The sequence below is a fragment of the Actinosynnema sp. NPDC004786 genome, from assembly GCF_053601135.1.
Window position 1 is genome coordinate 95,975 of the sequence record NZ_JBSGBG010000025.1, and the last position, 26,255, is coordinate 122,229.

The 26,255-nt window shown below is 74.1% G+C and carries 23 protein-coding genes; 6 read left to right on the forward strand and 17 right to left on the reverse strand.

Translation table 11 applies throughout. From position 1 onward, the window contains the following. Window positions 1-10 precede the first annotated feature (10 nt). Together ACWEFJ_RS22745 and ACWEFJ_RS22750 are read right to left on the reverse strand one after the other, a co-directional pair. On the reverse strand, window positions 11-868 hold the full coding sequence (locus ACWEFJ_RS22745) for a DUF4253 domain-containing protein (RefSeq protein WP_449714950.1): 858 nt from the start codon (window positions 866-868) through the stop codon (window positions 11-13). Window positions 869-1,083: 215 nt separating this feature from the next. After that, complete coding sequence (locus tag ACWEFJ_RS22750; RefSeq protein WP_449714951.1) at window positions 1,084-3,249, reverse strand: tetratricopeptide repeat protein; 2,166 nt, start codon at window positions 3,247-3,249, stop codon at window positions 1,084-1,086. 410 nt (window positions 3,250-3,659) lie between these two features. Here ACWEFJ_RS22750 and ACWEFJ_RS22755 point away from each other — a divergent pair, with 410 nt between their 5' ends. Next, the gene (locus ACWEFJ_RS22755; protein ID WP_449714952.1) at window positions 3,660-4,721 is read left to right on the forward strand and encodes a glycoside hydrolase family 27 protein; all 1,062 of its coding nucleotides are present in this window, start codon (window positions 3,660-3,662) and stop codon (window positions 4,719-4,721) included. A gap of 28 nt (window positions 4,722-4,749) precedes the next feature. On the opposite strand, the gene ACWEFJ_RS22760 is transcribed toward ACWEFJ_RS22755, so the two are convergent. The 4 genes from ACWEFJ_RS22760 to ACWEFJ_RS22775 all read right to left on the reverse strand — a co-directional run bounded on the left by ACWEFJ_RS22760 (window position 4,750) and on the right by ACWEFJ_RS22775 (window position 10,009). Next, window positions 4,750-6,204 (reverse strand): glycosyltransferase family 2 protein, encoded by a 1,455-nt coding sequence (locus tag ACWEFJ_RS22760; RefSeq protein WP_449714953.1) that lies wholly within the window; start codon window positions 6,202-6,204, stop codon window positions 4,750-4,752. 118 nt (window positions 6,205-6,322) lie between these two features. Beyond that, window positions 6,323-7,339, reverse strand: a complete 1,017-nt coding sequence (locus ACWEFJ_RS22765; RefSeq protein WP_378090143.1) for a glycosyltransferase family 2 protein — start codon at window positions 7,337-7,339, stop codon at window positions 6,323-6,325. Next, on the reverse strand, window positions 7,336-9,579 hold the full coding sequence (locus ACWEFJ_RS22770; RefSeq protein WP_449714954.1) for a glycosyltransferase family 39 protein: 2,244 nt from the start codon (window positions 9,577-9,579) through the stop codon (window positions 7,336-7,338). The genes ACWEFJ_RS22765 and ACWEFJ_RS22770 overlap by 4 nt, the downstream gene beginning before the upstream one ends. A 238-nt stretch (window positions 9,580-9,817) precedes the next feature. Then, window positions 9,818-10,009 (reverse strand): hypothetical protein, encoded by a 192-nt coding sequence (locus ACWEFJ_RS22775; RefSeq protein ID WP_449714955.1) that lies wholly within the window; start codon window positions 10,007-10,009, stop codon window positions 9,818-9,820. Between the two features lie 100 nt (window positions 10,010-10,109). Here ACWEFJ_RS22775 and ligD point away from each other — a divergent pair, with 100 nt between their 5' ends. The 3 genes from ligD to ACWEFJ_RS22790 all read left to right on the forward strand — a co-directional run bounded on the left by ligD (window position 10,110) and on the right by ACWEFJ_RS22790 (window position 13,111). Continuing rightward, window positions 10,110-11,126 carry a non-homologous end-joining DNA ligase gene (gene ligD, locus ACWEFJ_RS22780; RefSeq protein WP_449714956.1) on the forward strand — a complete coding sequence of 339 codons (1,017 nt, stop codon included), beginning with the start codon at window positions 10,110-10,112 and terminating at the stop codon, window positions 11,124-11,126. Window positions 11,127-11,252: 126 nt separating this feature from the next. Next, window positions 11,253-11,690, forward strand: coding sequence for a hypothetical protein (locus ACWEFJ_RS22785; RefSeq protein ID WP_449714957.1), 438 nt, complete (start codon window positions 11,253-11,255; stop codon window positions 11,688-11,690). Between the two features lie 239 nt (window positions 11,691-11,929). Continuing rightward, window positions 11,930-13,111: a carboxylate-amine ligase gene (locus ACWEFJ_RS22790; protein WP_449714958.1), complete on the forward strand. Its 1,182-nt coding sequence runs from the start codon at window positions 11,930-11,932 to the stop codon at window positions 13,109-13,111. Window positions 13,112-13,274: 163 nt separating this feature from the next. Here ACWEFJ_RS22790 and ACWEFJ_RS22795 read toward each other — a convergent pair whose 3' ends face one another. From ACWEFJ_RS22795 to ACWEFJ_RS22845, 11 genes are read right to left on the reverse strand one after another with little or no spacing between them, the layout of a single operon-like run. Continuing rightward, window positions 13,275-13,838, reverse strand: coding sequence for a GNAT family N-acetyltransferase (locus ACWEFJ_RS22795; protein ID WP_449714959.1), 564 nt, complete (start codon window positions 13,836-13,838; stop codon window positions 13,275-13,277). Next, window positions 13,835-15,253: an ABC transporter ATP-binding protein gene (locus ACWEFJ_RS22800; RefSeq protein ID WP_449714960.1), complete on the reverse strand. Its 1,419-nt coding sequence runs from the start codon at window positions 15,251-15,253 to the stop codon at window positions 13,835-13,837. Before ACWEFJ_RS22800 ends, ACWEFJ_RS22795 begins: the two co-directional genes overlap by 4 nt. Continuing rightward, window positions 15,250-16,023, reverse strand: a complete 774-nt coding sequence (locus tag ACWEFJ_RS22805; protein WP_449714961.1) for an ABC transporter permease — start codon at window positions 16,021-16,023, stop codon at window positions 15,250-15,252. Before ACWEFJ_RS22805 ends, ACWEFJ_RS22800 begins: the two co-directional genes overlap by 4 nt. Next, window positions 16,020-16,964 (reverse strand): ABC transporter permease, encoded by a 945-nt coding sequence (locus ACWEFJ_RS22810; protein ID WP_378090125.1) that lies wholly within the window; start codon window positions 16,962-16,964, stop codon window positions 16,020-16,022. Before ACWEFJ_RS22810 ends, ACWEFJ_RS22805 begins: the two co-directional genes overlap by 4 nt. Continuing rightward, window positions 16,961-18,496 (reverse strand): ABC transporter substrate-binding protein, encoded by a 1,536-nt coding sequence (locus ACWEFJ_RS22815; protein WP_449714962.1) that lies wholly within the window; start codon window positions 18,494-18,496, stop codon window positions 16,961-16,963. Before ACWEFJ_RS22815 ends, ACWEFJ_RS22810 begins: the two co-directional genes overlap by 4 nt. Window positions 18,497-18,507: 11 nt before the next feature. Then, complete coding sequence (locus ACWEFJ_RS22820) at window positions 18,508-19,293, reverse strand: class I SAM-dependent methyltransferase (protein ID WP_449714963.1); 786 nt, start codon at window positions 19,291-19,293, stop codon at window positions 18,508-18,510. After that, complete coding sequence (locus tag ACWEFJ_RS22825) at window positions 19,290-20,462, reverse strand: MFS transporter (protein WP_449714964.1); 1,173 nt, start codon at window positions 20,460-20,462, stop codon at window positions 19,290-19,292. The genes ACWEFJ_RS22820 and ACWEFJ_RS22825 overlap by 4 nt, the downstream gene beginning before the upstream one ends. After that, complete coding sequence (locus tag ACWEFJ_RS22830) at window positions 20,459-21,487, reverse strand: enolase C-terminal domain-like protein (protein WP_449714965.1); 1,029 nt, start codon at window positions 21,485-21,487, stop codon at window positions 20,459-20,461. The genes ACWEFJ_RS22825 and ACWEFJ_RS22830 overlap by 4 nt, the downstream gene beginning before the upstream one ends. Continuing rightward, a complete protein-coding gene (locus tag ACWEFJ_RS22835) occupies window positions 21,484-22,542 on the reverse strand; it encodes a PLP-dependent cysteine synthase family protein (RefSeq protein ID WP_449714966.1) in 1,059 nt (352 codons plus the stop codon). Before ACWEFJ_RS22835 ends, ACWEFJ_RS22830 begins: the two co-directional genes overlap by 4 nt. Then, a complete protein-coding gene (locus ACWEFJ_RS22840; RefSeq protein ID WP_378090113.1) occupies window positions 22,539-23,333 on the reverse strand; it encodes a Rossmann-like domain-containing protein in 795 nt (264 codons plus the stop codon). The genes ACWEFJ_RS22835 and ACWEFJ_RS22840 overlap by 4 nt, the downstream gene beginning before the upstream one ends. After that, window positions 23,330-24,580, reverse strand: coding sequence for an ATP-grasp domain-containing protein (locus ACWEFJ_RS22845; RefSeq protein ID WP_449714967.1), 1,251 nt, complete (start codon window positions 24,578-24,580; stop codon window positions 23,330-23,332). Before ACWEFJ_RS22845 ends, ACWEFJ_RS22840 begins: the two co-directional genes overlap by 4 nt. A 376-nt stretch (window positions 24,581-24,956) precedes the next feature. On the opposite strand from ACWEFJ_RS22845, the gene ACWEFJ_RS22850 reads away from it, so the two are divergent. Together ACWEFJ_RS22850 and ACWEFJ_RS22855 are read left to right on the forward strand one after the other, a co-directional pair. Next, window positions 24,957-25,106 (forward strand): hypothetical protein, encoded by a 150-nt coding sequence (locus ACWEFJ_RS22850; protein WP_378090109.1) that lies wholly within the window; start codon window positions 24,957-24,959, stop codon window positions 25,104-25,106. 281 nt (window positions 25,107-25,387) lie between these two features. After that, window positions 25,388-26,056, forward strand: a complete 669-nt coding sequence (locus tag ACWEFJ_RS22855; RefSeq protein ID WP_378090107.1) for an LmbU family transcriptional regulator — start codon at window positions 25,388-25,390, stop codon at window positions 26,054-26,056. The last annotated feature ends 199 nt before the right edge of the window (window positions 26,057-26,255 follow it).

The window sequence follows — 26,255 nt, forward strand, 5'->3', positions numbered from 1 at the left end:
GCGGTGGCCGTCAGTCCCACCAGAAGGTCCACGAGTGGTCGTCCACGAGCCGGTCGGCGTAGGCGGCGAGCGTGTGGGGAGGTTCGCCCTGCCAGACGTTGTCCGGGCAGAACGCGAAGTGCTCGGCGGCGACGGCCAACGCGCCCTCGCGGGTGCGGGGAGGCGCGGCGACGCTCAGCACGAGCGTGGCGAACCCGACGCCCACGACCCGCGCGCCGAACCGCTCCTCCCAACCGCGCAGCACCGCCGAGATCTCGGCGGTGTCGCCGGTGTGGTTCGCCGGGCCGGTCCAACCGGCCGCGGTCACCGCGTCCGCGCCCCGGTCCGCCGCCACCAGGCCCAGGCGCAGTGACGGGTGACCGGCCAGGAGGTGCTGCGCGAGCCCGTCGGCGATGCGGTCCGGGTCCGCGGCGAGCGGCGGAGTGGGCGCCAACCCGGGCCAGGTGTGCCCGAACGGCGCGGTGACCGCGGCGCGTTCGGCCGGCGTCAGCAGGTCGTCGGGATCCCCTTCGGTGTTCCGGGCCCACCAGCGCGCCAGCACCGCGTCCGGATCGTGGTCACCCGGCGAGGACATGTCACCGGGCAGCACTTCGCCGTTCGCCCAGGGCCGGTACTCCTCGTCCTCGTCGTCCAGGGAGTCCAACAGCAGCGGCCACAACCCCGACCGGCCGTGCTCGGCACGCAACCGCGTCCACAGCCCGGCCGGCGCCGGCCCGTCGCCGAGCCAGAACGCGGGCCGCCCGGTGTCCTCCTCCTCGGGGACGACCGGGCGGCCGGGCGGCAGCGGAACCGACAGCGACCGACCGGCATCGGCCGCGTCGACGAACAGCGCCCGCAGATCGGCGGGCAGCGGCGGTTCGGAGATCATGACCGGATCGTATGCCCGGAGATCGCCAACCGTGCCCGTCGGTCGGCGGAGTCCGCGCCGGACGTCTTACCGGGGCACGTTCCCCTTGTTGCCGAACAGCCACGCACGACCCCACGGACGTCGGCAGGCTCATCGTTCAGGCTTGGGCAAGCCGACGTCCGCCGTTCGGCATGACAGCGCGTCCGGGCGCGGTACCCCCCCGTGCCGGGTCGTCGTCAGGTGTGTCCGCCGAGGGCGTCCAGTCGCTCTTGGATGTCGAGAGCTTCGCCGCGGAGGCCTTGTTCCCGGTAGTGCGCCGCTGCTTCCTCCCACGCGGCACGGGCTTGGCGGTGCCGGCCGAGTGCCGCATGCGCCCGGCCGAGGTGATCCAGTGTGGTCGCGGCTTCGGAGGTGCTGCCGTGGTCGCGATGGAGGGCGAGCGCTCGTTGGTAGTGGCGGATCGCCGCGTGGTGGTCGCCGGTCGTGTGGTCGATGTGACCGAGGACTTCCCGAACGGCTGCCTCACCGCCGCGGTTGCCGTGGCGGCCGTGGGTGGCGAGCGCCGTCAGGCAGTCGTCGCGTGCACGGTCGTGGTCGCCGAGCGCGAGCTTGAGCTTCGCCATCTCGTTCAGTGCATCGGCTTCCCAGATCGGTCGATCGATGCCCCGGTACAGCCGCCTGGCCCGGGTGGCGTGCTCCAGCGCTCGCGCGAGATGCCCTGCGCGCCCGAGCGTCCGTGCCAGTTGGTAGTGGACGTGCGCCTCGTGCACGGGATCGTCGAGACGCCGGCTCGCCACCAGTGCCCGGCTCAGGTGCGTGACGGCTTCGTCGTGCCGGCCCAGTCGCGCGTGCGCCCTCCCCAGGTGCCGGAGTGCCAAGGCCAGGACGGCCGGCTCGGACAGCTCCTCAGCCGCGGCGACGGCGGCTCGCCACAGCGCGAGGCGGTCCTCCGCGTGCCCCCGCCAGGCGTGGAACGTGGCGTGCGCCCACGCCAGCTGCCACACGGCGTGATGCCGGTCGAGCCGGGCGGCGGTGTGCTGGGCCGCGAGCAGGTTGGACCGTTCGGTGACGAACCACGCGAGGGCCGCCGCGGCGTCGCCCATGGGCTGAGGGCGGACTCCCGGCGTCGGCGGGTCGAGTCGTGGCTGCTCTCGATGGGGGTACAGCACGCGGTCGGCGGTCAGCGCGGTGTGCAGGTAGTGGTCAACGGAGCGCGACAGGGCCGCCCTCCTGACGTCTTCCGTCAACTCGCGTCGCGCGGTGAGGGCGGAATAGCCGCGGACGAGGTCGTGCATCGAGTAGCGCCCGTCCGGCTGCCGGTTGAGCAGCGATGCCTCGGTGAGGGACCGCAGCGCCCGTCCCGCTGCCGAGGCGGACAGCCCGGTGAGGCTCGCCGCTGCGGGCAACGCGATGTCCGGCCCGGGTGCGATCCCGAGCAGCGCGAACGTCCTCTTCTGCTCGGCGGTCAACACCCGGTACGACCAGGACAGGACGGCGGAGAGGTCGGCTGCGGGATCGTCGTCGGCCAACGCGTCGATCCCTTCGTCACGCAGTTCGGCCGCGAACTCCGCCAGTGGGATGTTCGCGTGGACGTGAGCGCGAGCGGCGATCACGCCCAGCGACAACGAGAAGCCCTTGCACGAACGGATGAGGTCCCGTACCGCGTACGGCTCGGCCGCGACCCGAGCGCCACCGACCTTGTGCACCAGCAGGCTGTGGGCCTCGGAATCGCTCAGGACGTCCAAGCCCATCAGGTGCGCGCCATGCCTGCCGACCAGACTGCCCAGCACTCGACGGCTGGTGACCAGGACGGCGCACCCGGCACCGCCCGGGAGCAACGGGACGACCTGGGCGGCGTCCCTCGCGTTGTCCAGGACGATCAGCACCTTCCGGTCGGCGGTGATGCTGCGGAACAGGGCGGCCCTGGTGTCGGTGTCGTCGGGGACGGCGTCGGGTCTCCCCGTCAGCGCGAGGAGGAACCCCCGCAACGCCGTCGCGGGCGACACGGGGTCGGCCTCGGGGCTGAACCCCCTCAGATCGACGAACAGGTGGCCGTCCGGGAATCGCGTCGCGCGGCGATGGGCCCAGTGGAGGGCGAGCCACGTCTTGCCGATCCCTCCCACACCTCCGATCACGGCGAGCGCCGGCGCCTCCCGCGTGGCGTCCTCACCGGCCGCGACGCCCAGCAGCCTGTCCAACGCCGCCAACTCGTCGCCCCTGCCGGCGAAAGGTCTCGGCGGCAGGGGCAGCTGACGAGGGACGACCACGTCGGAGGGCGTGTGCAGGTGCAGGCCGCCGTGAACGACACCCACCTGTGCGGCGACACCCACCGAGGTCGCGTTCACCGTGTTGACGACCCTCGAGGCTCCTTCGTCCGGCAAGGGCTCCGTCGACTCCGACATCGTGGATCACACCTCCGGGAACAATCCTGGCCCGGCCTACCGCGGAGCGGGTGATCCGGGGGCGATCCCCGTTCCGTGATCGCGTTCGTGCGCGGGATCCGGACCCCGGTGAGGACGACCTCGGCGGCCTCGTCGGCAAGGGCTCGGCGAGTGCGTCCAGCGGGATTCCTCGTGGCACGGGTGACGGGCCGGCCCGCCAAGCGCCCCACGGCTCGGTGAAAAATCGGCTCCCCGGTTTCCTCCGCCGGCCGGTGCTGGTTGCGTTGAGCCACGTCGTCTTGTCCCACGGGGGTGTCGTGCGCCGGTCGGCAGCTCGGGTCGCGGTCGCGGTGGTGATGGTTGCCGTGGTCTGCGGGGTCGCGCCGTCGTCGGTGCGCTCCGTGTCGGCGGGTTTGGCGCCGACTCCCCCGATGGGGTGGAACTCGTGGAACCGGTTCGGGTGTGACGTGGGGGAGCGGATGGTTCGTGAGACGGCGGACGCGATGGTCGAATCGGGGATGCGCGACGCCGGTTACACCTACCTGAACCTGGACGACTGCTGGATGGCGCGCGAACGGGACGAGCAGGGCCGGTTGGCGCCGGATCCGGCGAAGTTCCCCCACGGCCTGAAGCCGGTGGCGGACTACGTGCACGAGCGCGGGTTGAAGTTCGGGGTCTACGCCGACGCGGGGGCGAGGACGTGCGCGGGTTACCCCGGCAGCCTCGGGCACGAGCAGGTGGACGCGCGGAGCTTCGCCGAGTGGGGTGTCGACTACCTCAAGTACGACAACTGCAACAACGACGGCAGCCCCGCGGCCGAGCGGTACGCGAGGATGGGGCGCGCGTTGCGCGAGTCGGGCAGGCCGATCGTGTTCGCCATCTGCGAGTGGGGGCACGAGCGCCCGTGGGAGGGCTGGGGGCGCAAGGCGGGCGGGCACCTGTGGCGCACGACCCGCGACATCGCCGACTCCTGGGCCAGTTGGACGGCGTTGCTGGACCTCCAGGTCGGGTTGGAGGGGTACTCCGGGCCGAACGGCTGGAACGACCCGGACATGCTGGAGGTCGGCAACGGGGGCATGGCCGAGCACGAGGACCGGGCCCACTTCACCATGTGGGCGCTGCTGAACGCGCCGCTGATCGCGGGCAACGACCTCAGGGTGATGAGCCCGGGGACGAAGGGCATCCTCCTGGACCGCGACCTCATCGCGGTGAACCAGGACTGGGGCGGGAAGCAGGGGTTCCGGCTGCGTGACGACGGCGAGCAGGAGGTGTGGACGAAGCCGATGTCGGACGGGTCGGCCGTGGTGGTGCTGTTCAACCGCGGGGTGTCCGATCGCGAGATCGGCATCACCGTCGACGCGGTCGGCCTGCCGTCCGCGGCCGGGTACCGGGTGTTCGACCTGTGGAGCAAGGAGCAGAGCACGACCACCGACGAGGTGCGCGCCCGCGTGCCGGCCCACTCCGTCGTGGCTTACCGGGTCTGGCTGACGTGACCGCCCCGGCGCGGTTCACCAGCGCGGGTCAGCCCGGGAGCACGTGGCGTTCCTCGTGGTCGCCGACCAGGCCGTGGCGCGTGAGTTCCCAGTGGTGGCGCTTGCCGGGGCGCAGGAGCTGGACGAGTGCCTTGTAGGCGGCGGCGCTCATCAGGGCCCAGTACAGGGGGACGGTGAGCATGGTCGGCACGGCGCGCTGGAGGCCGCGTTGCATGCAGCCGGCCATGAACTGGTACAGCATGGCGAGGTTGCCGCCCAGCATGGCGGCGGTTCCGGCGTAGAGCACCGCCGGGCTGAACAGCGGTTGGATCGGATCCGGGCCGGTGACGAGGTACAGGCACGTCAGCGACCAGAACAGCGGGTTGACCAGCGTGGTGAGGGTGGTGAAGCCGAACGTCAGCTGGAAGGCGAGGAACCCCCGGGGTCCGAGGTCCCGGAGCAGGCGCCAGGGGTGGCGCATGTGCACCAGCCAGGTCTGGAGGTAGCCCTTGATCCAGCGGCTGCGCTGGCGCACCCAGTTGCCCAGCTCGCTGTTGGCTTCCTCGTAGGTCACGGAGTCGAAGATCCGCACCTCCCAGCCGCGGCGGGCGATGCGCACGCCCAGGTCGGCGTCCTCGGTGACGTTGTGGGGATCCCAGCCGCCGAGGGCGCGCAGGGCGTCGACCCGGAAGTGGTTGGACGTGCCGCCCAGCGGGATGGGCAGCCGGAAGCGGTCGAGGCCGCGCAGCGCCAGGGCGAAGTTCACGGCGTACTCGGCGGCGAAGTTGCGGGTCAGCCAGTTCGTCCAGGGGTTCCAGTAGGCCAGTTCGGCCTGCAGGCACACCACCCGGTCCGGTTGGGCGCGCAACGCCGCGGCGGCTTTGCGCAACTGGTCGGCTTCAGGCCGGTCTTCGGCGTCGTAGATGACGCACAGCTCACCGGTGGCGCGGGCCAGGCCGGCGTTGCACGCGTGGGGCTTGGTGCGGGGGCCGCCCTCGGGGACGAGCACCACCTCGAACGCGGGCGGCAGGTCGAGGTGGTCCAGCGCGGCACGGGTGACGTCGTCGTCCTGTTCGACCAGCAGCAGCACCTGGAGCCGTTGGTCGGGGTAGTCGAGCCGGTGGATGGTCTCGACCAGCGCGGGCAGCACCACCTCTTCGCGGTGCACGGGGAGGAGGACCGTGTAGGGCGGCAGCTCGTGGTCGGCGGCCGGGTCGCCGTCCCCCGCCCGGATGATCCGGGCGCCGGGGCCGGCCACCACCAGCAGGCACCGGAAGGAGATCAGGGCCACGTAGACGGTCGTGACCGCGGCCACCGACGCCTGCGCCCACCACAGCGGACCCGGCGCGGCGGTGGTCACGGCGCCGGCCACGACCGCACCCGCCAGGACGACGGACGTCGCCACCAGGGCGACCTGCTGGCCGTGGCTGAGCAGCCTGCGCGCGCTGAACCGCTCGGGGAGGACGGGCCGGGCCACGTCGTGCGGCGGGAGGTCGGTCGTCATGCGCGACGGGCTCCCGCGCTCCGGTGGTGCACGAAGTCCTCCTCGTCGGGACCGATCACCGTGACCGCGGCCCATCGTCGTGGTCGGAAGGCGACCTCGCGGTGGAGGACGTGGGGTGTCACCGGTTGAGCATCCGTTCGCCGGGCTGCGCGGACCGGTCCGGCGCGGTCGGCGTCGGCGTGCGGGGAGGGGCGGCGGTGCGCACCGAGGAGACGGTGTAGAGCGGTCGTCTCTGCGCTTCGGCGTAGGTGCGGCCGATGTAGCTGCCCAGCACCCCCTGCATCGTGATCTGCACCCCGCCGAGGAAGAACAGCGCGATGGCGGTGAAGGCCCAGCCCGGCACCGCGGTCTCCGGCGCCAGGACCTTCACGCCGACCGCGTAGAGGATCCCGAGGAAGCTGAGCAGGGAGATGCCGTAGCCGAGCCGGCTGATCAGCTTGAGCGGCGCGACGGAGAAGCCGAGCAGGCCGTCCGCGGCCAGCCGCACCATCTTGCCCAGGGGGTAGCCCGTGGCGCCGGCGTACCGCTCGTCCCGGTCGAACAGGACGCCGGTCTGGCGGAAGCCGATGTAGCTGACCAGCCCGCGCAGGAACCGGTCGCGCTCGCGGAACTTGCGCAGCTCGTCGACCACCTTGCGGTCCAGGAGCCGGAAGTCGCCGGTGTCGCGCGGGATGTCGACCGAGGCGATCGCGCGCAGAACCCGGTAGAACGCACTGGCGGTGAGCTTCTTGAACGTCGAGTCGCGGCGTGAGCGGCGTTGGGCGTACACCACCTCGTAGCCCTGCTGCCACCGCGCGATCAGCTCCAGGCTCACCCGTGGCGGGTCCTGCAGGTCGCTGTCCATGACGATCACCGCGTCGGCGTCGGCGAGGTCCAGGCCCGCGGTGATCGCGGTCTGGTGGCCGAAGTTGCGGGCCAGTTCGATGACGGTGACGCGGTCGTCCGCGTCGGCCAGCGCCTGCAACCGGCCGGCGGAGTCGTCCGTGCTGCCGTCGTCCACGTAGATGAAGGTGAAGTGGTAGCGGTCGGCGAGGTCCCGGGTGACCCGGCACACCGTGTCGTGGAGCAGCTCGATGTTCTCCGCCTCGTTGAAGACCGGGAACACGTAGGCGATGGATCGTTGCGTCCCGTTCATGCGTTGTGCCGCTCCGGTGCTCGGGGTTCCACGTGCCGGTAGATGACGTGGTGGTCGTCGGCGTAGGTCTGCTCGTAGCCGGCGTGGACCGACGGGCTGTCGTGCAGCCGCCGCCACACCTCGTCCTCGCCGCCGGGTGTGCGGCGCAGGTGGATCCAGCGGACGGCCTGGCCGGCGGGGTCGGCGAGCGCGGCCTCCCACTGGCGGAAGCTGCCCTCGTAGATCACCTTGGCCGTGGGTATCCGGGAGGCGAAGGCGACGGTCTCGTTGCCCCACGACTGCATCAACACGCGTCCGCCGTCGTAGTGCTCGCGCAGCCACGCCGCGGCGCGGGCGTTGACGCGTTCGGTGGCGCCCGCGCGGAAGGCCGCGGCCTCCTGCAGGGTGGCGGTCCCGGTCAGGGCCAGGTGGGCGCAGCCCACGAGCGCGGCGACTGCGGGCAGGAAGCGGATCGGCGACCGGTGGGCCGGCGCGACGAGGTACCCGGTGAACACCGCCGCGGGCAGCACCAGGACGAGTGCGAAGCGCACGTTGTAGAGGTCGCCGCTGATCTCGGGCACGTGCAGCGGGCGCTGTCCGGAGTGGAGCGCGACGACGAAGAACGGCAGGAACACCAGCAGCGGCAGCAGTGCCGGCGCCTCGTCGCGCAGCCTGGTCCGCCACGTGAAGCAGAGCAGTCCGATCACGGCCGCCGCCGGCACGACGGGGCCGAGGACGTGGCGTGCGGCGTGCAGGTAGGTCTGCGACGACACGGCCCAGTCGCCCACGGCGCGCTCGTCCGCGCCGACCCACAGGGCGGGTCTGGCGAACTCGCCGCGCACGAAGTTCAGCGGGTCGCCGAAGATCGCGGCGTTCCACAGCGCCCACCCGACCGCGCCGCTGACCGCCAGGCAGCCGAAGAACACCAGGTCGGCCCGCACGAGGACGGAGGGTTTCGGCCGCACCCGCGCCCGCCGCCAGGAGCACACACCGACGACCACCGCCACCGCGACCAGGAAGACCCAGCCCTCGTAACGCACCAGCGTGGCGCCGAGGACGGCCACGGCCGTGGCCAGGAGGTGGCGGTAGTCGCCCTCCCGGCACCAGCGCAGCAGGTGCCAGGTCGCCGCGGCCAGGCAGGCGAGCAGCAGCGCCTCGGTCATCGGGGTGCTCTGCAGGTACAGGACGTTGGGGTTGGCGCAGAACACCAGGACCGTGGTCACCGCGCCCGTGCGGCGGCCGGTGAGCGCGAAGCCGATGCGGTACAGCCAGGACGCGGTGGCGACGTAGGCGCACATCGACACGGCGCTCGGCACGACGCCCGTGTGGTACCACGACTCGTGGCCGACGAGCGGCAGGGCGAGCACGTGCGACAGCGGCAGCCAGACCCCGCCGAGTTGTGCGGCGCCGGGCGTGGACGCGTCGAGCACCCGGCGGCTGATCAGCAGGTGCGACACCGCGTCCGGGTACGCCAGCGTCATCCCGCTCGCGGCCACCGCGGCGCAGGCGCCGACCGACAACGCCACGGCGACCACCACCACCGCCCGCAGGAGCGGGTCGCGTGGCGCGACCACGCGGGCGAGGCCCCGGCGGACCAGGCCCTTCCGGGCCGCGGGCGTGATCACCGGGGGGCGGTGCCGTCCGGGCACGTGCTCGACGAGGATCCTCGCGTCACGCCGGCGCAGCTCGGCGAGCAGTTCCCCGCGTGCCGCGGCGGACCGCGGGACCAGGTCCAGGTCGGTCAGGGTCCGCCGGTCGACGAGGTAGTGGCCCGGACCCGGGCGGCCGGTGCGCGACGCGGCCGGGGGCACCACCGCCCGCAGCCACGACATCCGTCGCGGCGGTCGGTCGCCGGGGCCGCGCCGGTACGCGACGACGAGGTCGGCCCGTTCCGTCCGCGCCGTCGCGAGCAGGGGAGGCAGCCGTGCGGCGGGGATGCGGCCGTCGGTCAGGAAGATCCGCCGGTGGTCGGTCTCGGCCAAGGCCGCCGCCAGGCCCGTCGGCTCGCCGTTGCCGGGTCCGCGGCGGACGGCCCGCACCCGGTCCGGGTAGCGGGTGGCCAACCCCTCGGCGACGTCGCCGGTGGTGGCCGGGCCGTCGTCGGGGAGCACGAGGAGCACGCAGTGGCGTTCCCCGACCCGGTCCAAGGTGGACAGCAGGTCGTCCACGGCGACGGCCAGGTCGCCCCGATCCCCTTGGACGGACACGACCACGGCGACGCCCTCGGCGATGCGCGGCGCGGATGGACCGGGGCTGGGCATGGACGTGGTCACTCCTCGTGGGAAGGCCGGCTCGTCGCGTGACGCGGGGAAGCGACCGGGCCACGATCACCCGACGGCCCTCTTCCGCGACCGAGCATGGGTGCCACGATCCACTCCCGCAAACGGAACGAGTCCGGTCGTCCGCTCTTGCACCCGTGCAGGTGACGGACCCGGTGCGGCGCCGACGTACCGCGAGCCCGCGACGTGGGGCGGGCCGCCGAGGAGCGTCGAACGGCGGCTACTCGGGGTTCCGGTTCAGGTCCGCGGCGAGTTGCAGGTAGGCTAGCCGGTACGGGTTCGTGCCGGGCGTCGTGGCGGCGTCGGTGACGGCCCGGCGCAGGACGCGGTCGGCGTGGTCCCTCGTCGCCCCGAGCCGTTCGGCCTGCTCGTGGTAGCCGTCCTCGGCCTCGATGGCGTAGGGGTTCGTCACGCCGTCATGCTGCCTGGTGGCGGGCTCGTCCGCCACTCGTGTGGCGCGAGGGGCCGCCTGTCGGGCGCTGCGCTCGCGCCCCGCCTCGATCCCGGTCACGATGAACACCCCGTCGGTGCCGGAGGTGGTCGAGGTGGAACACGCGGCGATCGCCGCCGGCGACCAGCCCGTCATCGCGCCGATGCTGGCCACCCTGGGCGAACCGCCCACCGGACCGGGGTGGGCGGTCGAGTTCAAGTGGGACGGCTACCGCGGGATCGCGTACTGCCAGGGCGGTCGGGTGCGGGTGCTCAGCCGCAACCAGCTCGACCTCACCGACCGCTTCCCGGAGCTGCGGGTGCTGTCGGAGGTGGTGGGCGGGCGCACCGTGGTGCTCGACGGCGAGATCGTCGCCCTCGGCCCGGACCGGCGTCCCAGCTTCCAGCTGCTCCAGCGGCGCACCCGCCACGCGCTCGGTGTGCGGGCGCTGCGGGTGGCGCCGGTCGCCTACTACGTGTTCGACGTGCTCGTAGTGGACGGTCGCCCGGTGTGGAACCGGCCTTACCTGGAGCGGCGGGCGGTGTTGACCGCGTTGCAGTTGCCCGGCGAGCACGCGATCCAGGTGCCGCCGAGCTTCCCCGACACCGAACCGGCGACGATCCTGCACGTCGCCGAGCAGCACGAGCTGGAAGGCATCGTCAGCAAACGCGTCACGTCCCGCTACGAGCCGGGGCGGCGTTCGCCGGCGTGGGTCAAGACGCCGCTGCGGCGGACCCAGGAGGTCGTCGTCGGAGGGTGGAAGCCGGGCCAGGGGCGGCGCTCGGGCACGGTCGGGTCGCTGTTGCTGGGGGCCTACGACGAGACGGGCCTGGTCTACGTCGGCCACGTCGGCACCGGGTTCACCGACCAGGCGCTGGTGGACATGCGGCGACGCCTGGCCCGGCTGCGGCGCTCCACCAGCCCGTTCGGCACGCCGGTCCCGCGCGAGTTCGCCCGTGACGCGCAGTGGGTCGAGCCGGTGCTCGTCGGCGAGGTCGAGTTCCGGCACTGGACCACCGACCACCGGCTCCGCCACCCGTCCTGGCGCGGCCTGCGCGACGACCTCGAGCCCGCGGACCTCCGCCACCCCGGTCCCTGACCGGGGCGATTCGCCTTGACAAGGAATCGAACACGCGTGCGATGATCCTGGCGCGGCTCTTCCCCGGCCGCCGTGCACCCGTCCGTGACCGCGGCGGGTCGTCGGTGGGATCGAGGGGTGGGTCGCGTGCAGCGGCGCGAGTACGAGCGGGCGGTCGACCGGTTCCGGTGGTTGGTGGCGCGGTTGCCGGGCTGGCGCGTCGAGGAGCACGACGGGACGCCGGCGCTGGTCGACGCGCTGCACGGCGGCGGTGTGCTGCTGCGCCTGGACAGCCGCTGGAACGCCTACCTGGTGCGGTACTTCGAGGCCGTGGACAAGGACCGCCTCCTGGCCCTGGTCGCGCTGCTGGAGGTCGTGCCGCCGGAGGGACCGGCGCACCGGGCCGCGGTGGCATTCCTGAAATCCCTTCGGCTCGCCGACGAACCCGGGGCCTCGCCCCGACAGGTGGCAACCGGTCGCCCGACGGCGTCGGAGCCGGTCGAGCCGTCCTCTCCGGACGGTGACTGCGGCAGAGGGGGAAATTCACCCCCGTTGTCTCCCGAGGTCACGCACCTGGTGGAGTGAAGTCCCCGTGACCCCCTGCCGGTGTTCCGCCGTGCAGCGGGGTTCGCGGGGTCCTGTCGGGGAACTCGTGGGTTCCAGAGTCGCGTGGCACTGACCGCGCACGAAGGACGGAGGCGGGGATGGGCGGCACGGGGGCACGGGGCGGGGGCGAGGACTCGTCGGCCCCTCGAACCGCGGCGTGGACCGCAGTCGGCGGCTCCGACCGGGCGGCGGAGCGGGTCCCCGGGGACCGGTGAGCCATGAGCGCCGAGGGCACCGCGCGCGGGGCGTCCACCGTGCTGTCCGAGGACGCCGGCGTGACGGTCGGGGTGGAGGAGGAGTTCCTGCTGGTCAGCCGGGAGACGTTGCTCCCCGTGGGCAGCGCCGCGGCCGTGCTGGACGGGCTGGCGTCCACCGGGTTGGCCGGCGGCGGTCGGGCGACGCGCGAGCTGTGGGACACCGAGGTCGAGGCGAGCACCGGGGTCTGCTCGGACCTCGCGCGGTTGCGGGAGCAGCTCGCCGGCAACCGCGCCGCGCTGCGCCGTGCGGCCCGGGCGCAAGGGCTGGAGCTGGTCCCGGTGGGGCACCCGCTGTTCGGCGCGGAGACGGCGCCGCCGAGGCGTGACGGCCACTACGCGTGGATGAGCGACGCCTACGCGGGAGCACTGGCCGACCAGGAGGTCTGCGGCTGCCACGTCCACGTCGGGCTCGGGGACCGCGACACCGGGGTGGCCGTGCTCAACCACCTGGCGCCGTGGCTGCCGACCCTGCTGGCGCTCACCGCCAACTCGCCCTTCCGCCGGAGCCGGGACACCGGGTACCACAGCTGGCGGATGATGGTCCTGGCCCGCCTGCCCGCCTGCGGCATCCCCCCGTGGTTCGGCTCGGCCGCCGAGTACGACGCCGACCTCGCCCGGCTCGGCGAGTGCGGGCTGATCCCGCCCGGCCACGGCGGCTCGCGCCTGGCCCGCCTGTCGCACCACCTGCCCACCGTCGAGGTGCGCGTCGCCGACACCACGGCCACGACCGACGAGGCGGTGCTCTACGCCGCCCTCGTCCGCGCCCTCGTGCGCACCGCGCTGGACGACCTGGACGCCGGCCGCGAAGCACGGCGGTCCGGCGACGCCGTGCTCGGCGACGCGCTGTGGGCAGCCGCCCGCCACGGCCTCGACGGCCCCGCCGTGGACCCGTGGACCGGCACCCGCACGTCACCGCACGCGATGACGTCGCGCCTCTACCGGCACACCGAAGACGCCCTGGCCGCCACCGGCGACCTGAACCGGACCCGCGCACTGCTCCGCACGCTGCTCGCCCACGGCAACGGTGCCACGCGACAACGCCTCGCCGCCGCACGGCACGGCGTGGCGGGCGCGCTCGCCATGCTGACCGGGGACACCCTGGAGCGGGATCCTGCCGGGGGACTGCGTTCTGCGGACGGTTGACGCGACAGCCCCGTGCTCGGCAGGCACCCGCGAGATCCGCCCCGAACGCGTTCGTCAGGATGGCGGTCGGTCGGGGAGCGGGAACGCCTGGAGCACCCCGGGGCTCGCGTGCCGGGATCCGCCCGTGGCCGGTGGAACGACCGCCGGCCACGGGCGGACCGGGTCACCTCGACTCGACCGAACCCGCGAGGACCGGGACGGGGATCTCGAAGTGGACGGTCTGGTGGTGGTCCGGGTCGCCGTCGCGGGCGTCGCACACCTCCACCGCGACCGAGCGCCAGAACGCCTCCGCGCCGGGCACGCGGGTGTCGGTGTGCAGGTAGATCCGCTCGTAGCCCGGCGTCTCGGCGACGAACCGGACCGCGGCGTCGACCAGTGCCCGCGCCAGCCCGCGACGCCGGTGCGCCGACCGCACGTACACCCGGAACAGCTGCGCCGTCGCGTCGCCCGAGTAGCGCCGCGCGATCCACTCCGGGTGCGGCGGGCTGGCCGGTCCCTGCGCCCGCACGGCCGTGGTGCCCACGACCTCGTCCCCCGTGACGGCGACGAACAGCGCGTGCCTCGGGGTGTCGAGGTAGGTGCCGGCCAGGTCGACGACGTCGGTGTGCCACTGGGGGCGGTAGCCGTGGCCGAACTCGTGGTAGAAGGTGTCCAGCATGACGCTGCGGGCCCCGGGCAGGTCGGCGTGGGTCGCCAACCGCACCTCGTAGGGGTGGTGCTCGTTCACTTCATCCTCTCTTTCGCGCCGTCCAGGGTCGTGGCGACCGGACCGTGCGCGACGACGCGTCCTTCGTGGAGCACGACGACCCGGTCGGCGAGTCGGGCCACGACGTCGAGGTCGTGGCTGATCAGCACGAGCGCGCACGGCACGCCCGCGAGCAGGTCGAGCAGCCCGGCGCGGGTGACCGCGTCCAGGCCCGAGGTGATCTCGTCGCACACGAGCACCTCGGGTCCGGCGAGCAGGGCGCGCACGAGCGCGGCCCGCTGGAGCTCGCCGCCGGACAGGCCGCGCGGCCGTCGCAGCACCGCTTCCCCGCCCAGCCCGACGCGGGCCAGCGCGGTGAGCGCCGCGGCACGGGCCTCGGCCGGCCGCGCCCCGCGCAGCCGCACCGCCGTGCGGGCGACCTGGTCCAGCACGGGGCGGTGCTCGTCGAACGACCCCCGCGCGTCCTGGAACACGTACTGCACGGCGGCGAGGTCGGCGCGCGGGCGGCGGCGCAGCGACCGCGCGAGCGGCCGGCCGTGCAGCAGCACCTCGCCCGTTGCCTGCTGGTGCAGCCCGGCCAGGCAGCGGCCGAGGGTGGTCTTGCCGCTGCCGGAACGCCCGACGACCGCCAGACGCTCGCCGACCTCCAGGTCCACGTCGTGCAGGACGGTGGCGTCGCGGTACCGGGCGGTGAGGCCGCGGACCCGCAGGCGGGGCTCCCGCCCGGGCGCCTCGGCGGGGACCGGCGGCACGGCGTCGAGCAGCGCCCGGGTGTAGTCCTCCCGCGGCGTGGTCAGCAGCTCCTCCGCGGGTCCGGCTTCGACCACGCGCCCGGCCCGCAGCACCACGATCTCGTCCGCGAGCGCCCGCACCGTCTCCACGTCGTGGGTCAGCAGCACCAGCGCCACGCCGTGCGCGACGACGCCGGCCAGCTCCCGCACCACCTCGGCGCGGGTCAGGGCGTCCTGCCCGGTGGTGGGCTCGTCGGCCACCAGCACCGCCGGGTCGCCGACCAGGGCCTGGGCGAGCACGACGCGCTGCTGCTGGCCGCCGGAGAGCTGGTGGGGGTAGCGGCGCAGCAGGTCGACCGGCACGCGCGCCCGGCGCAGGGCCGTGGCCACCAGGTCGTCGGGGTCGCCGTCGTGCAGGGCCGCGATCTCGCGGAACACCGCGCCCAGCCGGCGTACCGGGTTGAGCGCGGACGCCGGCTGCTGCGGCACGAACGCCACGCGCCCGTTCACCTCGACGTGCCCGCGGACGGAGACGCCGGGGCCGTGCTCGCCGAGCAGGGCGAGCCCGGTGGTGGTCTTGCCGCTGCCCGAGGCGCCGACCAGGGCCAGGACCCGGCCGGCCGACAGGGCGAAGCCGACGCCGTCGAGCAGCACGTGCCCGCCCGCCTCGGCCCGCAGGTCCGTCACGTGCACGACCGGCGTCATGAGCGCACCTCCCGCAACGCGCGGTCGAACACCAGGTTCACCCCGACGGACAGGGCGACGATCAGCAGCGCGGGCACCACCACGGCCCAGGGCTGGAGGAACAACCCACTCCGGTTGCGGTCCACCATCACGGCCCAGTCCGCCGCGTCGGGCGGCACGCCCACGCCGAGGAAGCTGGCCGACGCCACCAGGTAGAGCGCGCCGGTCAGCCGGACGCCCAGGTCGGCCGCGAGCGTGCGCCGCATCGACCGGCCGGTGTAGACGATCGACGTCCGCCACCACGACTCGCCCTGCACCCGCATCGCCTCCAGCGCCGGCCGGCCGGCGATCTCCAGGGCCGCCGCGCGCGAGAGCCGGGCGACGTCGGGGAAGTTGACCAGCGCGACGATGCCGACGAGCACCCACAACCCCGGGCCGGTGATGGCGGCCACGAGGATCAGCACCAGCAGCGAGGGCACCGCCAGCAGCACGTCGAGCGGCCTCATCAGCACCTCGTCCACCAGCCTGAGCCGGGCGGTGGCCGCGATGACGCCGTAGGGCACGCCGACGACGTAGGTGAGGGCGGTGGCGAGCAGCGCCACCAGCACGACCGTCCGGCCGCCGGCGAGCACCTGGTGCCAGGCGTCGCGGCCCACGAAGTCGGTGCCCAGCGGCCCCAGCGGCACGAACGGGGCGGCGCGGGTCTGCTCCTCCGGCACGAACAGGGGACCCAGCAGCGCCAACGCCAGCGGTACCGCGATCAGGACCGCGCCGAGGCCCGCCCGCTTCACGCGACCACCTCCGCGCGTGGCGCGAGGCGGAAGGCCACCAGGTCCGCGACCAGGTTCACGGCCACCGTCGTGACCGCGAAGACCACGGCCAGCCCCTGCACCACGGGCAGGTCCCGCCCGGCCACGGCGTCCACCAGGACCGTGCCCAGGCCGGGGACGACGAACACCGCCTCGACCACGATCACGCCGCCCAGCAGCCAGTCCGTGGTGCGGGCGACCTGCTGGACGGCCGGGGCCAGGGCGTTGGGCAGGGCGTGGGCGAACCGGACCCGCGTCTCGCCGAGCCCGAGGCGGCGGGCGTGCCGCACGTAGTCCGACGCCAGCGCGTCCACCATCCCGGCGCGCACCAGGCGGCTGATTGAGCAGATCGGCCGGGCCAGCAGCACCACCAGCGGCAGGACCAGCGCCGCGGGCTCGGCGAGCAGGTCCACGCCCACCGCGGTGGGCGGCAGCCACCCCAGTCGTACCCCGAACAGCGCGATGAGCACCACGGCCAGCGCGAACTCGGGAATCGAGTGCAGCGCCACGCCGACGGACGTGAGCGCCCGGTCCAGCGGGCCGCCCTCGCGCAGCGCGGCCAGCACGCCGACCAGCACCGAGATCGGCAGCAGCAGCACCAGCGTCAACGTCGCCAGCACGACCGTCGGGCCGATCCCGGCGACCAGGGAGTCGGCGACCGGCCGCCCCGACACCAGCGACACGCCGAAGTCCAGCCGCGGCAACCCGGCCAGCCAGTCCAGGAACCGCTCGGGCACGGGGCGGTCCAGGCCCATGGCCGCGCGGATCGCCGCGATCCGCGCCGGGTCGGGGTTGTCGCCCGCCAGGGCCACCGCCGCGTCCCCCGGCAAAGCCTGCACCAGGAGGAACACGGCGGTGACCACGGCGAGCACCTGCACCAGCCCGAGCGCGAGCCGCCGGACCGCGTAGGAGGCGAGGTTCACCCCAGCCACACCTCGTCGAACCGCGCCCAGTCGAGGGTGTTGGCGGGCGCGGTGGAGATGCCGCCGACGTTCGGCTTCGCGCCCACGATCCAGTCGGCGAAGCCCCACATCAGGTAGCCGCCCTCGGCGTGCAGGGAGTGCTGCATCTCCCGGTACGCCGCGGCCCGCGCGGTCGGGTCGGAGGTGGAGACGGCCTTCTCGTAGAGCGCGTCGAACTCCGGCCGGGCCCACTTGGTCACGTTGGTGCCCGACCCGCTCAGCAGGCGTTGCGCGATGTGGGTCTCGATGGGCATCGCACCGGACCGGAAGCTCGACAGCGAGCCGTTCTTGAGCGTGTCGGCCCAGTAGCTGTCCTTGTTGCCGGTGACCACCTCGATGGTCAGGCCCGAACCCCTGGCCTGGTCGGCGAACACGGTGGCGGCCTCGACCATGCCCGCCGCGGCGGTGGAGGTGTCCAGCTTCACCGTCAGGCCCTCGGCGCCGGCGCGCTTGACGAGGAACCTGGCCCGGTCGAGGTCGCGCTCGCGCTGGGGGAGGTCGTCGGCGTAGTGCTGGTAGCCCTTGCCGAACAGGTCGTTGCCGACCTGCCCGCTGCCCGCCAGCACCGACTCGACCAGCTGCGGCCGGTCGGCCAGCAGGAACAGGGCCTCGCGCAGGTCGCGGTCGTCGAACGGCGGCCGGTCGAGCTTCATCGCGAACGCCTGCACGGCGCTGTTGGGCGCGCGGTGGACGGTCATGCGGTCGCTGCCCGCGTGGCTGCGCGCGGTGGTCGGCGTGAGGTCGTGCGCGTACTCGACCTGGCCGCCGAGCAGCGCGTTCACCCGGGCCGACTCCTCGTTGGCGATGAGGAACTCCAGCTCGTCCAGGTGCGGCGCGCCCTCCCAGTAGTCGGGGTTGCGCTTGAGCAGCACGGACTTGCCCGGCTCGAACGACACGAAGGCGAACGGCCCCGACCCGACCGGTCGGCTGAAGTCCTCGGCGCCCGCCGGGACGATGTACGCGCCGAACGCGGCCAGCGCGTTGGGGAACTCCACGAACGGGCGCTTCAGCGCGAACTCGACCGTGCGCTCGTCCACCGCGCGGCTGTTCGGCAGGTCGATCAGCGCGAGGCTCGACTTGGCCCGGAACGCGCGGTTCGGGTCCAGGATGCGGGCGTAGCTGGCGAGCACGTCGTCGGCGCGCACCGGTCTGCCGTCGTGGAAGGTGGCCTGGCGCAGGGTGATCCGCCAGCGGGTGAGGTCCGCGGCGTGCTCCCACCTCTCCGCCAGGCGGGGCTGCGGCGACACGTCGGCGCCGAGGTCGGCGAGCTTGTCGAACATCGCCTTGGACCGGGCCGCTTCGACGAACAGGTTGGCCAGGTGGGGGTCGAGGACCTCCTTGGCGCCGCCGCCCGCGAACGCGGCGCGCAGCCGGCCGCCGGCGCGCGGGGTGGCGGAGGAGGCGGCGGGTGCGGCGGGGCTGCCGCACCCGGCGAGGGTGACGACCGCCAGACCGGAGGCGAGGCCGAGGAAGCCGCGGCGGTTCAGGGTCATGCTGGTTCCTTTCACTGGTGCCCGCGGGGGCGGAGGCGGGCCACGACGTGGAGGCGGTCGCCGGACAACGCGCCGCTCAGCGGGGCGTCGGCGGTCCACGGCGGGTCGGTTCGGGGGCCGGGGGAGTCGAACAGGGCGAGCACGTCGAACCCGGCGAGGTCGAGCAGGTGCCGCAGCTCCTGCGGGAACAGCAACCGCCAGGCCGAGTGCTGCACGAGCGGTTCGGCGCGTCCGGCCCACTCCCAGGCGCGGCGGCGGCGCAGCAACTGGGCGGCGTGGTCGATCCACAGCTCGGTGTGCGAGGTGTACTCGACGCCCCGCCACGTCACCGAGCGGGTGCGCACGCCGTCGAGCAGTTCGGTGTTGCCGAGGAAGAACGCGCCGTTGCGCATCTCCGCCACCAGCAGCCCGCCCGGGACCAGGTGCGCGCGGCACCGCCCCAGGAAGGCGTCGAGGTCGGCGTTGGTGTGGCAGTACAGCATCGCGCTGTCCAGGCAGGTGACGACGTCGAAGCGGCGGCCCAGGTCGAACGAGCGCATGTCGGCCAACGCCACGTCGACCGCCGGGTGGTGCGCGCGGACGTGCGCGAGCATGTGCTCCGAGCTGTCGATCCCGGTGACGCGGTAGCCGTTGCGGGCCCACCAGCCCGCGTCCCGGCCGGTGCCGCAGCCGACGTCGAGCAGGTCCCGCCCGCCGCCGAACCGGGTGACCACGTCGTGCGCCCAGCGGGCCGCGACGTGCCCGGGGTCGGGGAACCGGTGCTCGTACAGCTCGGGGTTGTCGGTGAGCAGGTTCATCGCACGACCTCCGGCCGCGGTGGGGTGAGCGCGCCGCGGCGGTGCAGCCAGAGCACGCCCCCGGCGCAGGTGAGCCCGATCGCGACGCACAGCAGCGAGGCGGGCCGGTCGCCGAACCCGCCGACCCACCCGATCGCGGTGTTGCCCAGCGCGGCGGCCAGCCCGGAGCCCAGGTAGAACACGCCGAACCGCGTCCCCGCCAGGCTGTCCGGCCCGAACGACGGGATCAGGTCGTAGACCAGCGGGTGCGCGATCATCACGCCGACCGCCAGCGCCAGCGTGGCCACCAGCACCGGCACGAGCCCCGACCACAGCGCCGGCACGGCGAAGCCCGCGCCCATGACGGCGAGGCCGACCGCGATGACCGGCCCCCGGGCCCGGTGCGCCAGCCGGCGGGTGACGCGGACCTGGAACAGCAGCGTGACGACCGTGGAGACCACGAACAGCGCGGCGACCACGCCGGCCGACCCGGTGGCCCGCTGCGCCTGGATCGGCAGCAGCAGGTAGAGCTGGTTCTGCAGGACGAACATCCCGCTCAGCACGCAGGTGAACGCCACGAACCGCCGGTCGGCCAGGCACTCCCGCCAGTCGCCGAGCACCGACCCGCCCCGGCGGGCGGCCGGTCGGGCGGGCAGCACGAGGGCCTGGGCGACGGTCAGCGCCGCGAAGATCCCGGCCGCCACCACCGCGGAGACCCGGAAGTCCCACAGCAGCAGCACGCCGCCCAGCACCGGCCCGACCAGCGCGCCCGCCTGGGCGTAGACGGCGAAGCGGGCGAACGCCGCGGTCCGCGCCTCACCCGCCTCCAGCGCGATGTAGGCCCGCACGGCGGGGTTGAACAGCGCCCCGGCCAGCCCGCTGAGCACCGACGCGGCCAGCACCACGGCCACCGACTCGCCGGCCGCGAACAGGCCGAACCCCACCGCGCGCAGGCCGCAGCCGACCAGGATCACGGTCCGCGGCCCCACCCGGTCCGACGCCGTGCCGCCCAGCAGGAACAACCCCTGCTGGCTCAGCGTCCGCGCCCCCAGCACCACGCCGATCACCGCGGCCGACATCCCCAACCCGCCCAGGTGCGCGGCGAGGTAGGGGATCAACAGGTAGAAGCCGGTGTTCACGGCGAACTGGTTGACCAGCAGCAGCCGCACCGGCAGCGCGAACCGGGTCATCGCCGCACCACCCCGAGCCCCGGCGCCCCGGACAGCCGCAGGGTGCCGTCCTCGCCGCCGAGCCCGGACCAGGGGTCGTGGGCCAGCAGCAGGTGCCCGTCGAGGTCCACCCACCGGGCGTGCCCGGCGAGGTGGACCGCGGGCGCGATGCCGAGGGAGCTGGCGACCAGGCAGCCGAGCATCACGTCCAGGCCGCCGGCGCGGGCGGCCGAGACGATCTCCAGCGCCGGCCGCAGCCCGCCGCACTTGGCGAGCTTGACGTTCACGCCGTCCACCGCGCCCGCCAACCGCCGCACGTCGGCGACGGCGGCGGCGTCCTCGTCGGCGACCAGCGGGGCCGGGCACCGCGCGCGGACCCACGCCAGCGCGTCCGGGTCGCCGGGCGGGATCGGCTGCTCCACCGCGTCGAGCACGACACCGGCGGCGGTGATCCGCTCCACCACCCGCACCGCCTCGTCGGGGCTCCACCCGCCGTTGGGGTCGAGCACCAGCCGGGCGTCCGGAGCGGCGGCCCGGACCGCCACCAGGACGGCCACGTCCCGGTCGGGGTCCGCCCCGGCCTTGACCTTGAGCACGGAGAACCCGCGCGCGACGAGCGCGGCGGCCCGGCCGGCGGCGTCGTCGGGCGTGGTGATGCCGATGGTGTGCGCGGTGGGCGTGTCGTGCCACTCCGGGAGCCCGACCAGGGCGTGCACCGGCACGTCGCGGCGCAGGCCGAGCAGGTCGTGCAGCGCCGCGTCGACCGCCGCCCGCACCCCGGCCGGGACGGTGCCGTCCGCGTGCAGGAGGTCGAGTGCGGTCCCCGGCGAGCCCGCGCCCGCCAGGACCGGGCGCAGCCCGGCCAGCAGGGACGTGATCGCCTCCACGTCGAGCCCGTAGTAGGCGCTGGTCACCACTTCGCCGTGGCCCTGGCGCCCGTCGTGCGCCACGACGACCCGCACGGCGTCCCGGCGGGCCATCACCGACCTGGAGATGCGCAGCGGCGTGCCCAGGTCCAGGCCGTAGACCTCCCAGTCGAGCCTCACGCGAGCACCGCCGTCCGGGGCGCGACGACCGACCGGGACCGCGTCCAGCCCGTCACCTCGACGCCGTGCGGGTCGCCGATCTCCACCGGCCGGCCGGCGGGCGGCCCGAGCAGGCCGCGGGCGTGGCAGAAGTCGTCGTCGAAGATCGTGCCGAGGTAGCGGTGCGGGCCGTCGGGGAAGATGGTGGCCACCACCGCGCCCGGCTCGACGCGGGCCGCCCAGGCGGCGACCAGCGCGACGGCGCCGGTGCTCCAGCCCCCGGTGACGAAGGCGTCGCGGGCCAGCCGGCGGCAGGCGTCCACCACCTCCACCGGGCCGAGCCAGTGCACCTCGTCGAACTCGGGGTAGGCGACGTTGCGGGGGTGGATGCTGCTGCCCAGGCCGCGCATGACCCGGGCCCGCGCGGGCTGCCCGAAGATCGTGGAGCCGACGGTGTCCACGCCGATGAGCCGCACGCCGGGCCAGTACCGGCGCAGTTCCCGGACGACGCCGGCGCTGTGGCCGCCGGTGCCCACGCTGCACACCAGCACGTCCACCCGGTCCAGCTGCTCCACCAGCTCGCGGGCCAGCCCCGCGTAGCCCGCCGGGTTGTCCGGGTTGTTGTACTGGTCGGGCCAGTAGGCGTCGGGGAACTCGCGCAGCACCGCCCGCAGGCGGTCCAATCGCGCCTGCTGCCAGCCGCCGACCGGGTGCGGCCGGTCCACCACCTCCAGCCGGGCCCCGTGGGCGCGCAGCAGGGCGCGCATCGACGGCTCCAGCTCGCGGTCCACCACCAGGACGACCGGGTGGCCGAAGACCTGGCCGGCGAACGCGAGGCCGAGGCCCAGGGTGCCGCTGGTCGACTCCACGACCACCGCGCCGGGGCGCAGCTCGCCGCGCTCGCGGGCGGCGCGCAGCATGGCCACGGCGGGCCGCGCCTTCATGCCGCCCGCGCTCAGGCACTCCAGCTTGGCCCAGAACCCGCCGTGCCGGTGGGGCAGCGGCGTGTCGATGCGGGCGACCGGGCTCTGGCCGAGCAGGCCGAGCAGGTGCCGGTTCTGCCTCGGGACCGTCACGACGGGCGCTCCGTGTAGTGGTGGATCGTCGTCGGGCCGCCGTCGAGCCAGAAGAACGGGTACGGCTCGGCCGACACCGCCCGCACGCCGTGCCCGATGAACCACGGCAGGATCGCCGCGGCGGTCTGCGCGAACATCACCACCGGCTTGCCCGTGTCGGCGGCGTGCCGCAGCAGCGGCTCGAACGTGCCGTTGCCGACCGTCATGCCCGAGGCCAGCACGAGGTCGCAGCCGTCCAGCGCGCGGCGGGCGTCGGTGGTGATCGGCTCGTCCCACTCGGTGCGGCCGCCCTTGAGGTCGCACGGCACGTAGGTCGCGCCGCGCCCGCGCACGTGGTGCAGCAGCGAGTTGACCACTCCGACCACCAGCACGCGGTCGCCGGGCGCGGGGTCGAGCAGGTCCACCACGGCCCGCGCGCGGGCGAGGGACTTGGCCAGGGAGTCGCCGGGCCCGACGGTGACCGACCTGGTGGCGGACAGGTGGTGCGGGCGGGCGTGCGCCAGGTACGCGTCCAGCGCGGCGGTGCGGAGCGCGGGGTTCGGGTGGTCGAGCAGGTCGAGCACGGTCGCGCCGACGCAGGCGTGCACCTCGTCGTCGGCGACGTCGTCCACCGCGCAGGACCCGACCGCGTCCGCCACGCGCAGGCTGACCACGGTGTTGCGGTAGGACCGGCCGCGCGTGGCGTGCCGGGCGCCCTGCCGCGTGGTGAACCCGACGCTCACCGCGCACGACGCCGGGTCGGGTCCCAGACCGCCCGCCCGGACGAGTTCGACGAGGTCGGCGAGCCTCACGCGGGCACCTCGGCGTAGTCCACGGAGAGACCGGCCACCAGTTCCTCGGCCCGCGCGCGGGCGCCGAGGCCGGTCGGGTCGGTCACCACGACGTGGCCGAGGTAGCTGTTGTTGCTGGTCGGGTCGCCCGCCCGGTGACCGGGCCGCCGGACGTCCCACTCGACCACGTCGGGGGTGGTGGCGAGGTCCTCGGCGCCGCGGACCGCGGACACCAGCCCGGAGCGCGGGGGCAGCAGGAAGGAGATCGCGGCGCTGCGCACGCCGGTGTCCGCCGGGCGCAGGTCCGGCTGCTCGCCGGCGGCCAGTTGCGCGTGCGCGGCGGGCAGGTCGACGCCGGTGACGCGGCGGACCAGCTCGGTGATCCGGTTGCCGGCCGGGCGGGGGTTGACCTCCACCAGCTTCGGGCCGTCGGCGGTCAGCTTGACCTCGGTGTGCGCGACGCCGCGGTCCAGCCCCAGCGCCCCGATCGCGGCCACGGCGACCGCCTCGGCCCCGGCGGTGGGCAGGTCGGCGGGGAACATGTGCCCGCTCTCCACGAACCACGGCTCGCCCGCGACGCTCTTGTCGGTGACGCCGACGACGTGCGTCACGCCGTCCACCGTGACCGTCTCCACGCTGACCTCGGGACCGACGAGCAGTTCCTCCAGCAGCACGGTGCGCACCCGCGGCTGGTTGCGGGCGTTGACCGGGAACGCCTCCAGCGCGGTGAACGCCTCGCGCAACTCGCCCTCGTCGGCCACCTTGCGCACGTGCATCCCGGCGCACAGGTCGACCGGCTTGGCCACCAGGGGGTAACCCAGCTCGGCGGCGGCCTCCGCGAGCGAGGACCAGTCGTCGGCGAGGGCGAAGCGGGGGCCGGGCACGCCGGCCGCGTGCAGGGCGGTGCGGGTGAGGTCCTTGCGGCAGGCCCGTTCGACGGCGAGCGGGTCCGGGCCGGGCAGGCCCAGGTGCGCGGCGACCCGCGCCACGGTGGGCAGGTAGTAGTCGCAGGAGGAGATCACGCCGTCGAAGCGCAGCGCCCGGTGCAGGTGCCCGACGTGGTCGAGCAGCGCGGGCACGTCGTTCGTCTCCGCGGTCAGCACGTTGTCCGCGGCCAGCAACGGGTGCGGGTGCGAGGGCGCGGAGCGCAGGTAGTGGTGCAGGTCGCGGGTCAGGAAGGTGAAGCGGTGCCCCGACTCGTTGATCGCGCGCGGCAGTAACGAGCTCATGGCGCCGACCCAGCTCTCGATCATCAACAGGTGAGCCACAGGTCCTCCTCTTCGGACGCCGCGGGAGCGGCGCACGCTGAAGAACATGGTAATCATTGTCGAGTAGCGGGTGGCGGCCCCCTGGTGGTCGTGGCAGTGGGGCCGGGTGGTAGGACCGCGACGTCGTGCGGCACGCGCGCGGAACGGCGGGATCGTCGGAGCGCGCCCGGCGCTCGCCGTCGGCCCGGTACGACCCGCCGGGCGTGGTCCGGCCGCCCTGCGTGCTCTCGTGGCGCCGGAGGTCGAAGGCCATGCCGGCGTGCTGTCGGAGGGTGGTTGCGGTGCGGCGGTCGCCCGGGGCGAGCTTTGCTCACCTTTGGGCGGGTGCCTCTCGCGGGGGTGGTGGTGCAATTGCTCTACTCCCTCGGACGAACGGGTGGTCGAGTTCGTCCGGTTCTCCCCTGTCGAGACGGCGGGTGGCGGCCCGGAATCGGTGGAGGAACTGTTCCCCCAGTCGGTTGTGTGGGAAATCGCCATCGCGGGATGCGGTCCGGTGGTGGTGGCGGGAAAAGGTCGTCGTTGGTGAGCCCGGCTCACTCTTTTCATGTACTGCGTAGTTCCGCAGTGGCGTTTTCGACATTTAACGGAATGGGTGCGCGTGCGTCGTGCGCGGCCGAGGTCATAGACCTGTTGTGACCTGTGTCACCCTCGGTTGGCGGGCGGTCCGCTCCGGTATTCGAGTGTTAAAGTCGCCATTCGGCCCGGTCGAACCTTTCCCACCGCGTGCGGAGCGTGCGGATGTCTGAGCGGGGACATCGGATGAGGTCCGGTGGAACCGCGTGCGGCGATCAGTCCAGGAGTAGATTGATGCGGAACGACACCGCGATCCACGGCGGCCACGGGCCCGCCGCTGCACCGTTGACCGGACTCGGCTCGCTCCGTGAAGGCGGCACCCCTGAAACGTACGACCAGGTGCTCACCACGAGGATCGGGTTGCGCATCCCGGGAAAGCTGCCGTACGAGTCGTGGGAACGAGCGGGCAGGCAGATCTTCCGCATGACCGACTCCTTCGCCTGGTGCATGGGCGACTGGCTGGTGTACGGGCAGGCGCACTACTCCGATCGGTATCGCCGGGCGGTGGACGTCGTGGGGCTGGATTATCAGACGCTCCGCAATTACGCGTCGGTCGCCCGTCGGGTGGTGATGTCCCGGCGCCGGCCCGGACTGAGCTTCCACCACCACGCGGAGGTGGCCTCGCTGCCGCCCGCCGAGCAGGATTTCTGGCTTCAGCGCGCGGAAGCCGGGAACTGGTCGCGCAACCAGTTCCGGCAGCACCTGCGCGACGCCCGGCGGGCCGCCACGGGCCGGTCCGCGTCGAGCGCGTTGCTGCCGAGGGTGCCGGTGACCGAGGATCGCATGGTCCGCTGGCGTGCCGCGGCGCTGCGGTCCAGTGCAGGGCTGGAGAGCTGGATCCTGGCGGTGCTCGACGACGCGGCCGAACGCGCGTTGGGGCCGGACTGGGCCCCGCAGGAGTGAGTCGCGGCGCCGGCGGTCCGCCGGAGGCCGACCGCGGGGGACGGGTGTGGTGAAGGGGTGTCGGCTCGCTGCCGGCACCCCATGGGTCGTTGTGCCGGTCGGGTCGTGGGGGGGGCGGGGGCACCCGGGGGGGCGGGCCCCCCCCCCACCGCCGGGGGCGGGGGGGGGGGCGGACCGAGGGGGGCGCCCACGAACGGAG

Excerpts from the sequence above, each read along its gene's own strand:
- ACWEFJ_RS22765 (WP_378090143.1), bottom strand. The coding sequence starts at position 7,339 with ATGAACGGGACGCAACGATCCATCGCCTACGTGTTCCCGGTCTTCAAC.
- ACWEFJ_RS22825 (WP_449714964.1), bottom strand. The coding sequence starts at position 20,462 with ATGACCCGGTTCGCGCTGCCGGTGCGGCTGCTGCTGGTCAACCAGTTC.
- ACWEFJ_RS22800 (WP_449714960.1), bottom strand. The coding sequence starts at position 15,253 with ATGACGCCGGTCGTGCACGTGACGGACCTGCGGGCCGAGGCGGGCGGG.
- ligD (WP_449714956.1), top strand. The coding sequence starts at position 10,110 with ATGAACACCCCGTCGGTGCCGGAGGTGGTCGAGGTGGAACACGCGGCG.
- ACWEFJ_RS22760 (WP_449714953.1), bottom strand. The coding sequence starts at position 6,204 with ATGACGACCGACCTCCCGCCGCACGACGTGGCCCGGCCCGTCCTCCCC.
- ACWEFJ_RS22755 (WP_449714952.1), top strand. The coding sequence starts at position 3,660 with ATGGGGTGGAACTCGTGGAACCGGTTCGGGTGTGACGTGGGGGAGCGG.
- ACWEFJ_RS22750 (WP_449714951.1), bottom strand. The coding sequence starts at position 3,249 with ATGTCGGAGTCGACGGAGCCCTTGCCGGACGAAGGAGCCTCGAGGGTC.
- ACWEFJ_RS22855 (WP_378090107.1), top strand. The coding sequence starts at position 25,388 with ATGCGGAACGACACCGCGATCCACGGCGGCCACGGGCCCGCCGCTGCA.
- ACWEFJ_RS22770 (WP_449714954.1), bottom strand. The coding sequence starts at position 9,579 with ATGCCCAGCCCCGGTCCATCCGCGCCGCGCATCGCCGAGGGCGTCGCC.
- ACWEFJ_RS22815 (WP_449714962.1), bottom strand. The coding sequence starts at position 18,496 with ATGACCCTGAACCGCCGCGGCTTCCTCGGCCTCGCCTCCGGTCTGGCG.
- ACWEFJ_RS22745 (WP_449714950.1), bottom strand. The coding sequence starts at position 868 with ATGATCTCCGAACCGCCGCTGCCCGCCGATCTGCGGGCGCTGTTCGTC.
- ACWEFJ_RS22820 (WP_449714963.1), bottom strand. The coding sequence starts at position 19,293 with ATGAACCTGCTCACCGACAACCCCGAGCTGTACGAGCACCGGTTCCCC.
- ACWEFJ_RS22790 (WP_449714958.1), top strand. The coding sequence starts at position 11,930 with ATGAGCGCCGAGGGCACCGCGCGCGGGGCGTCCACCGTGCTGTCCGAG.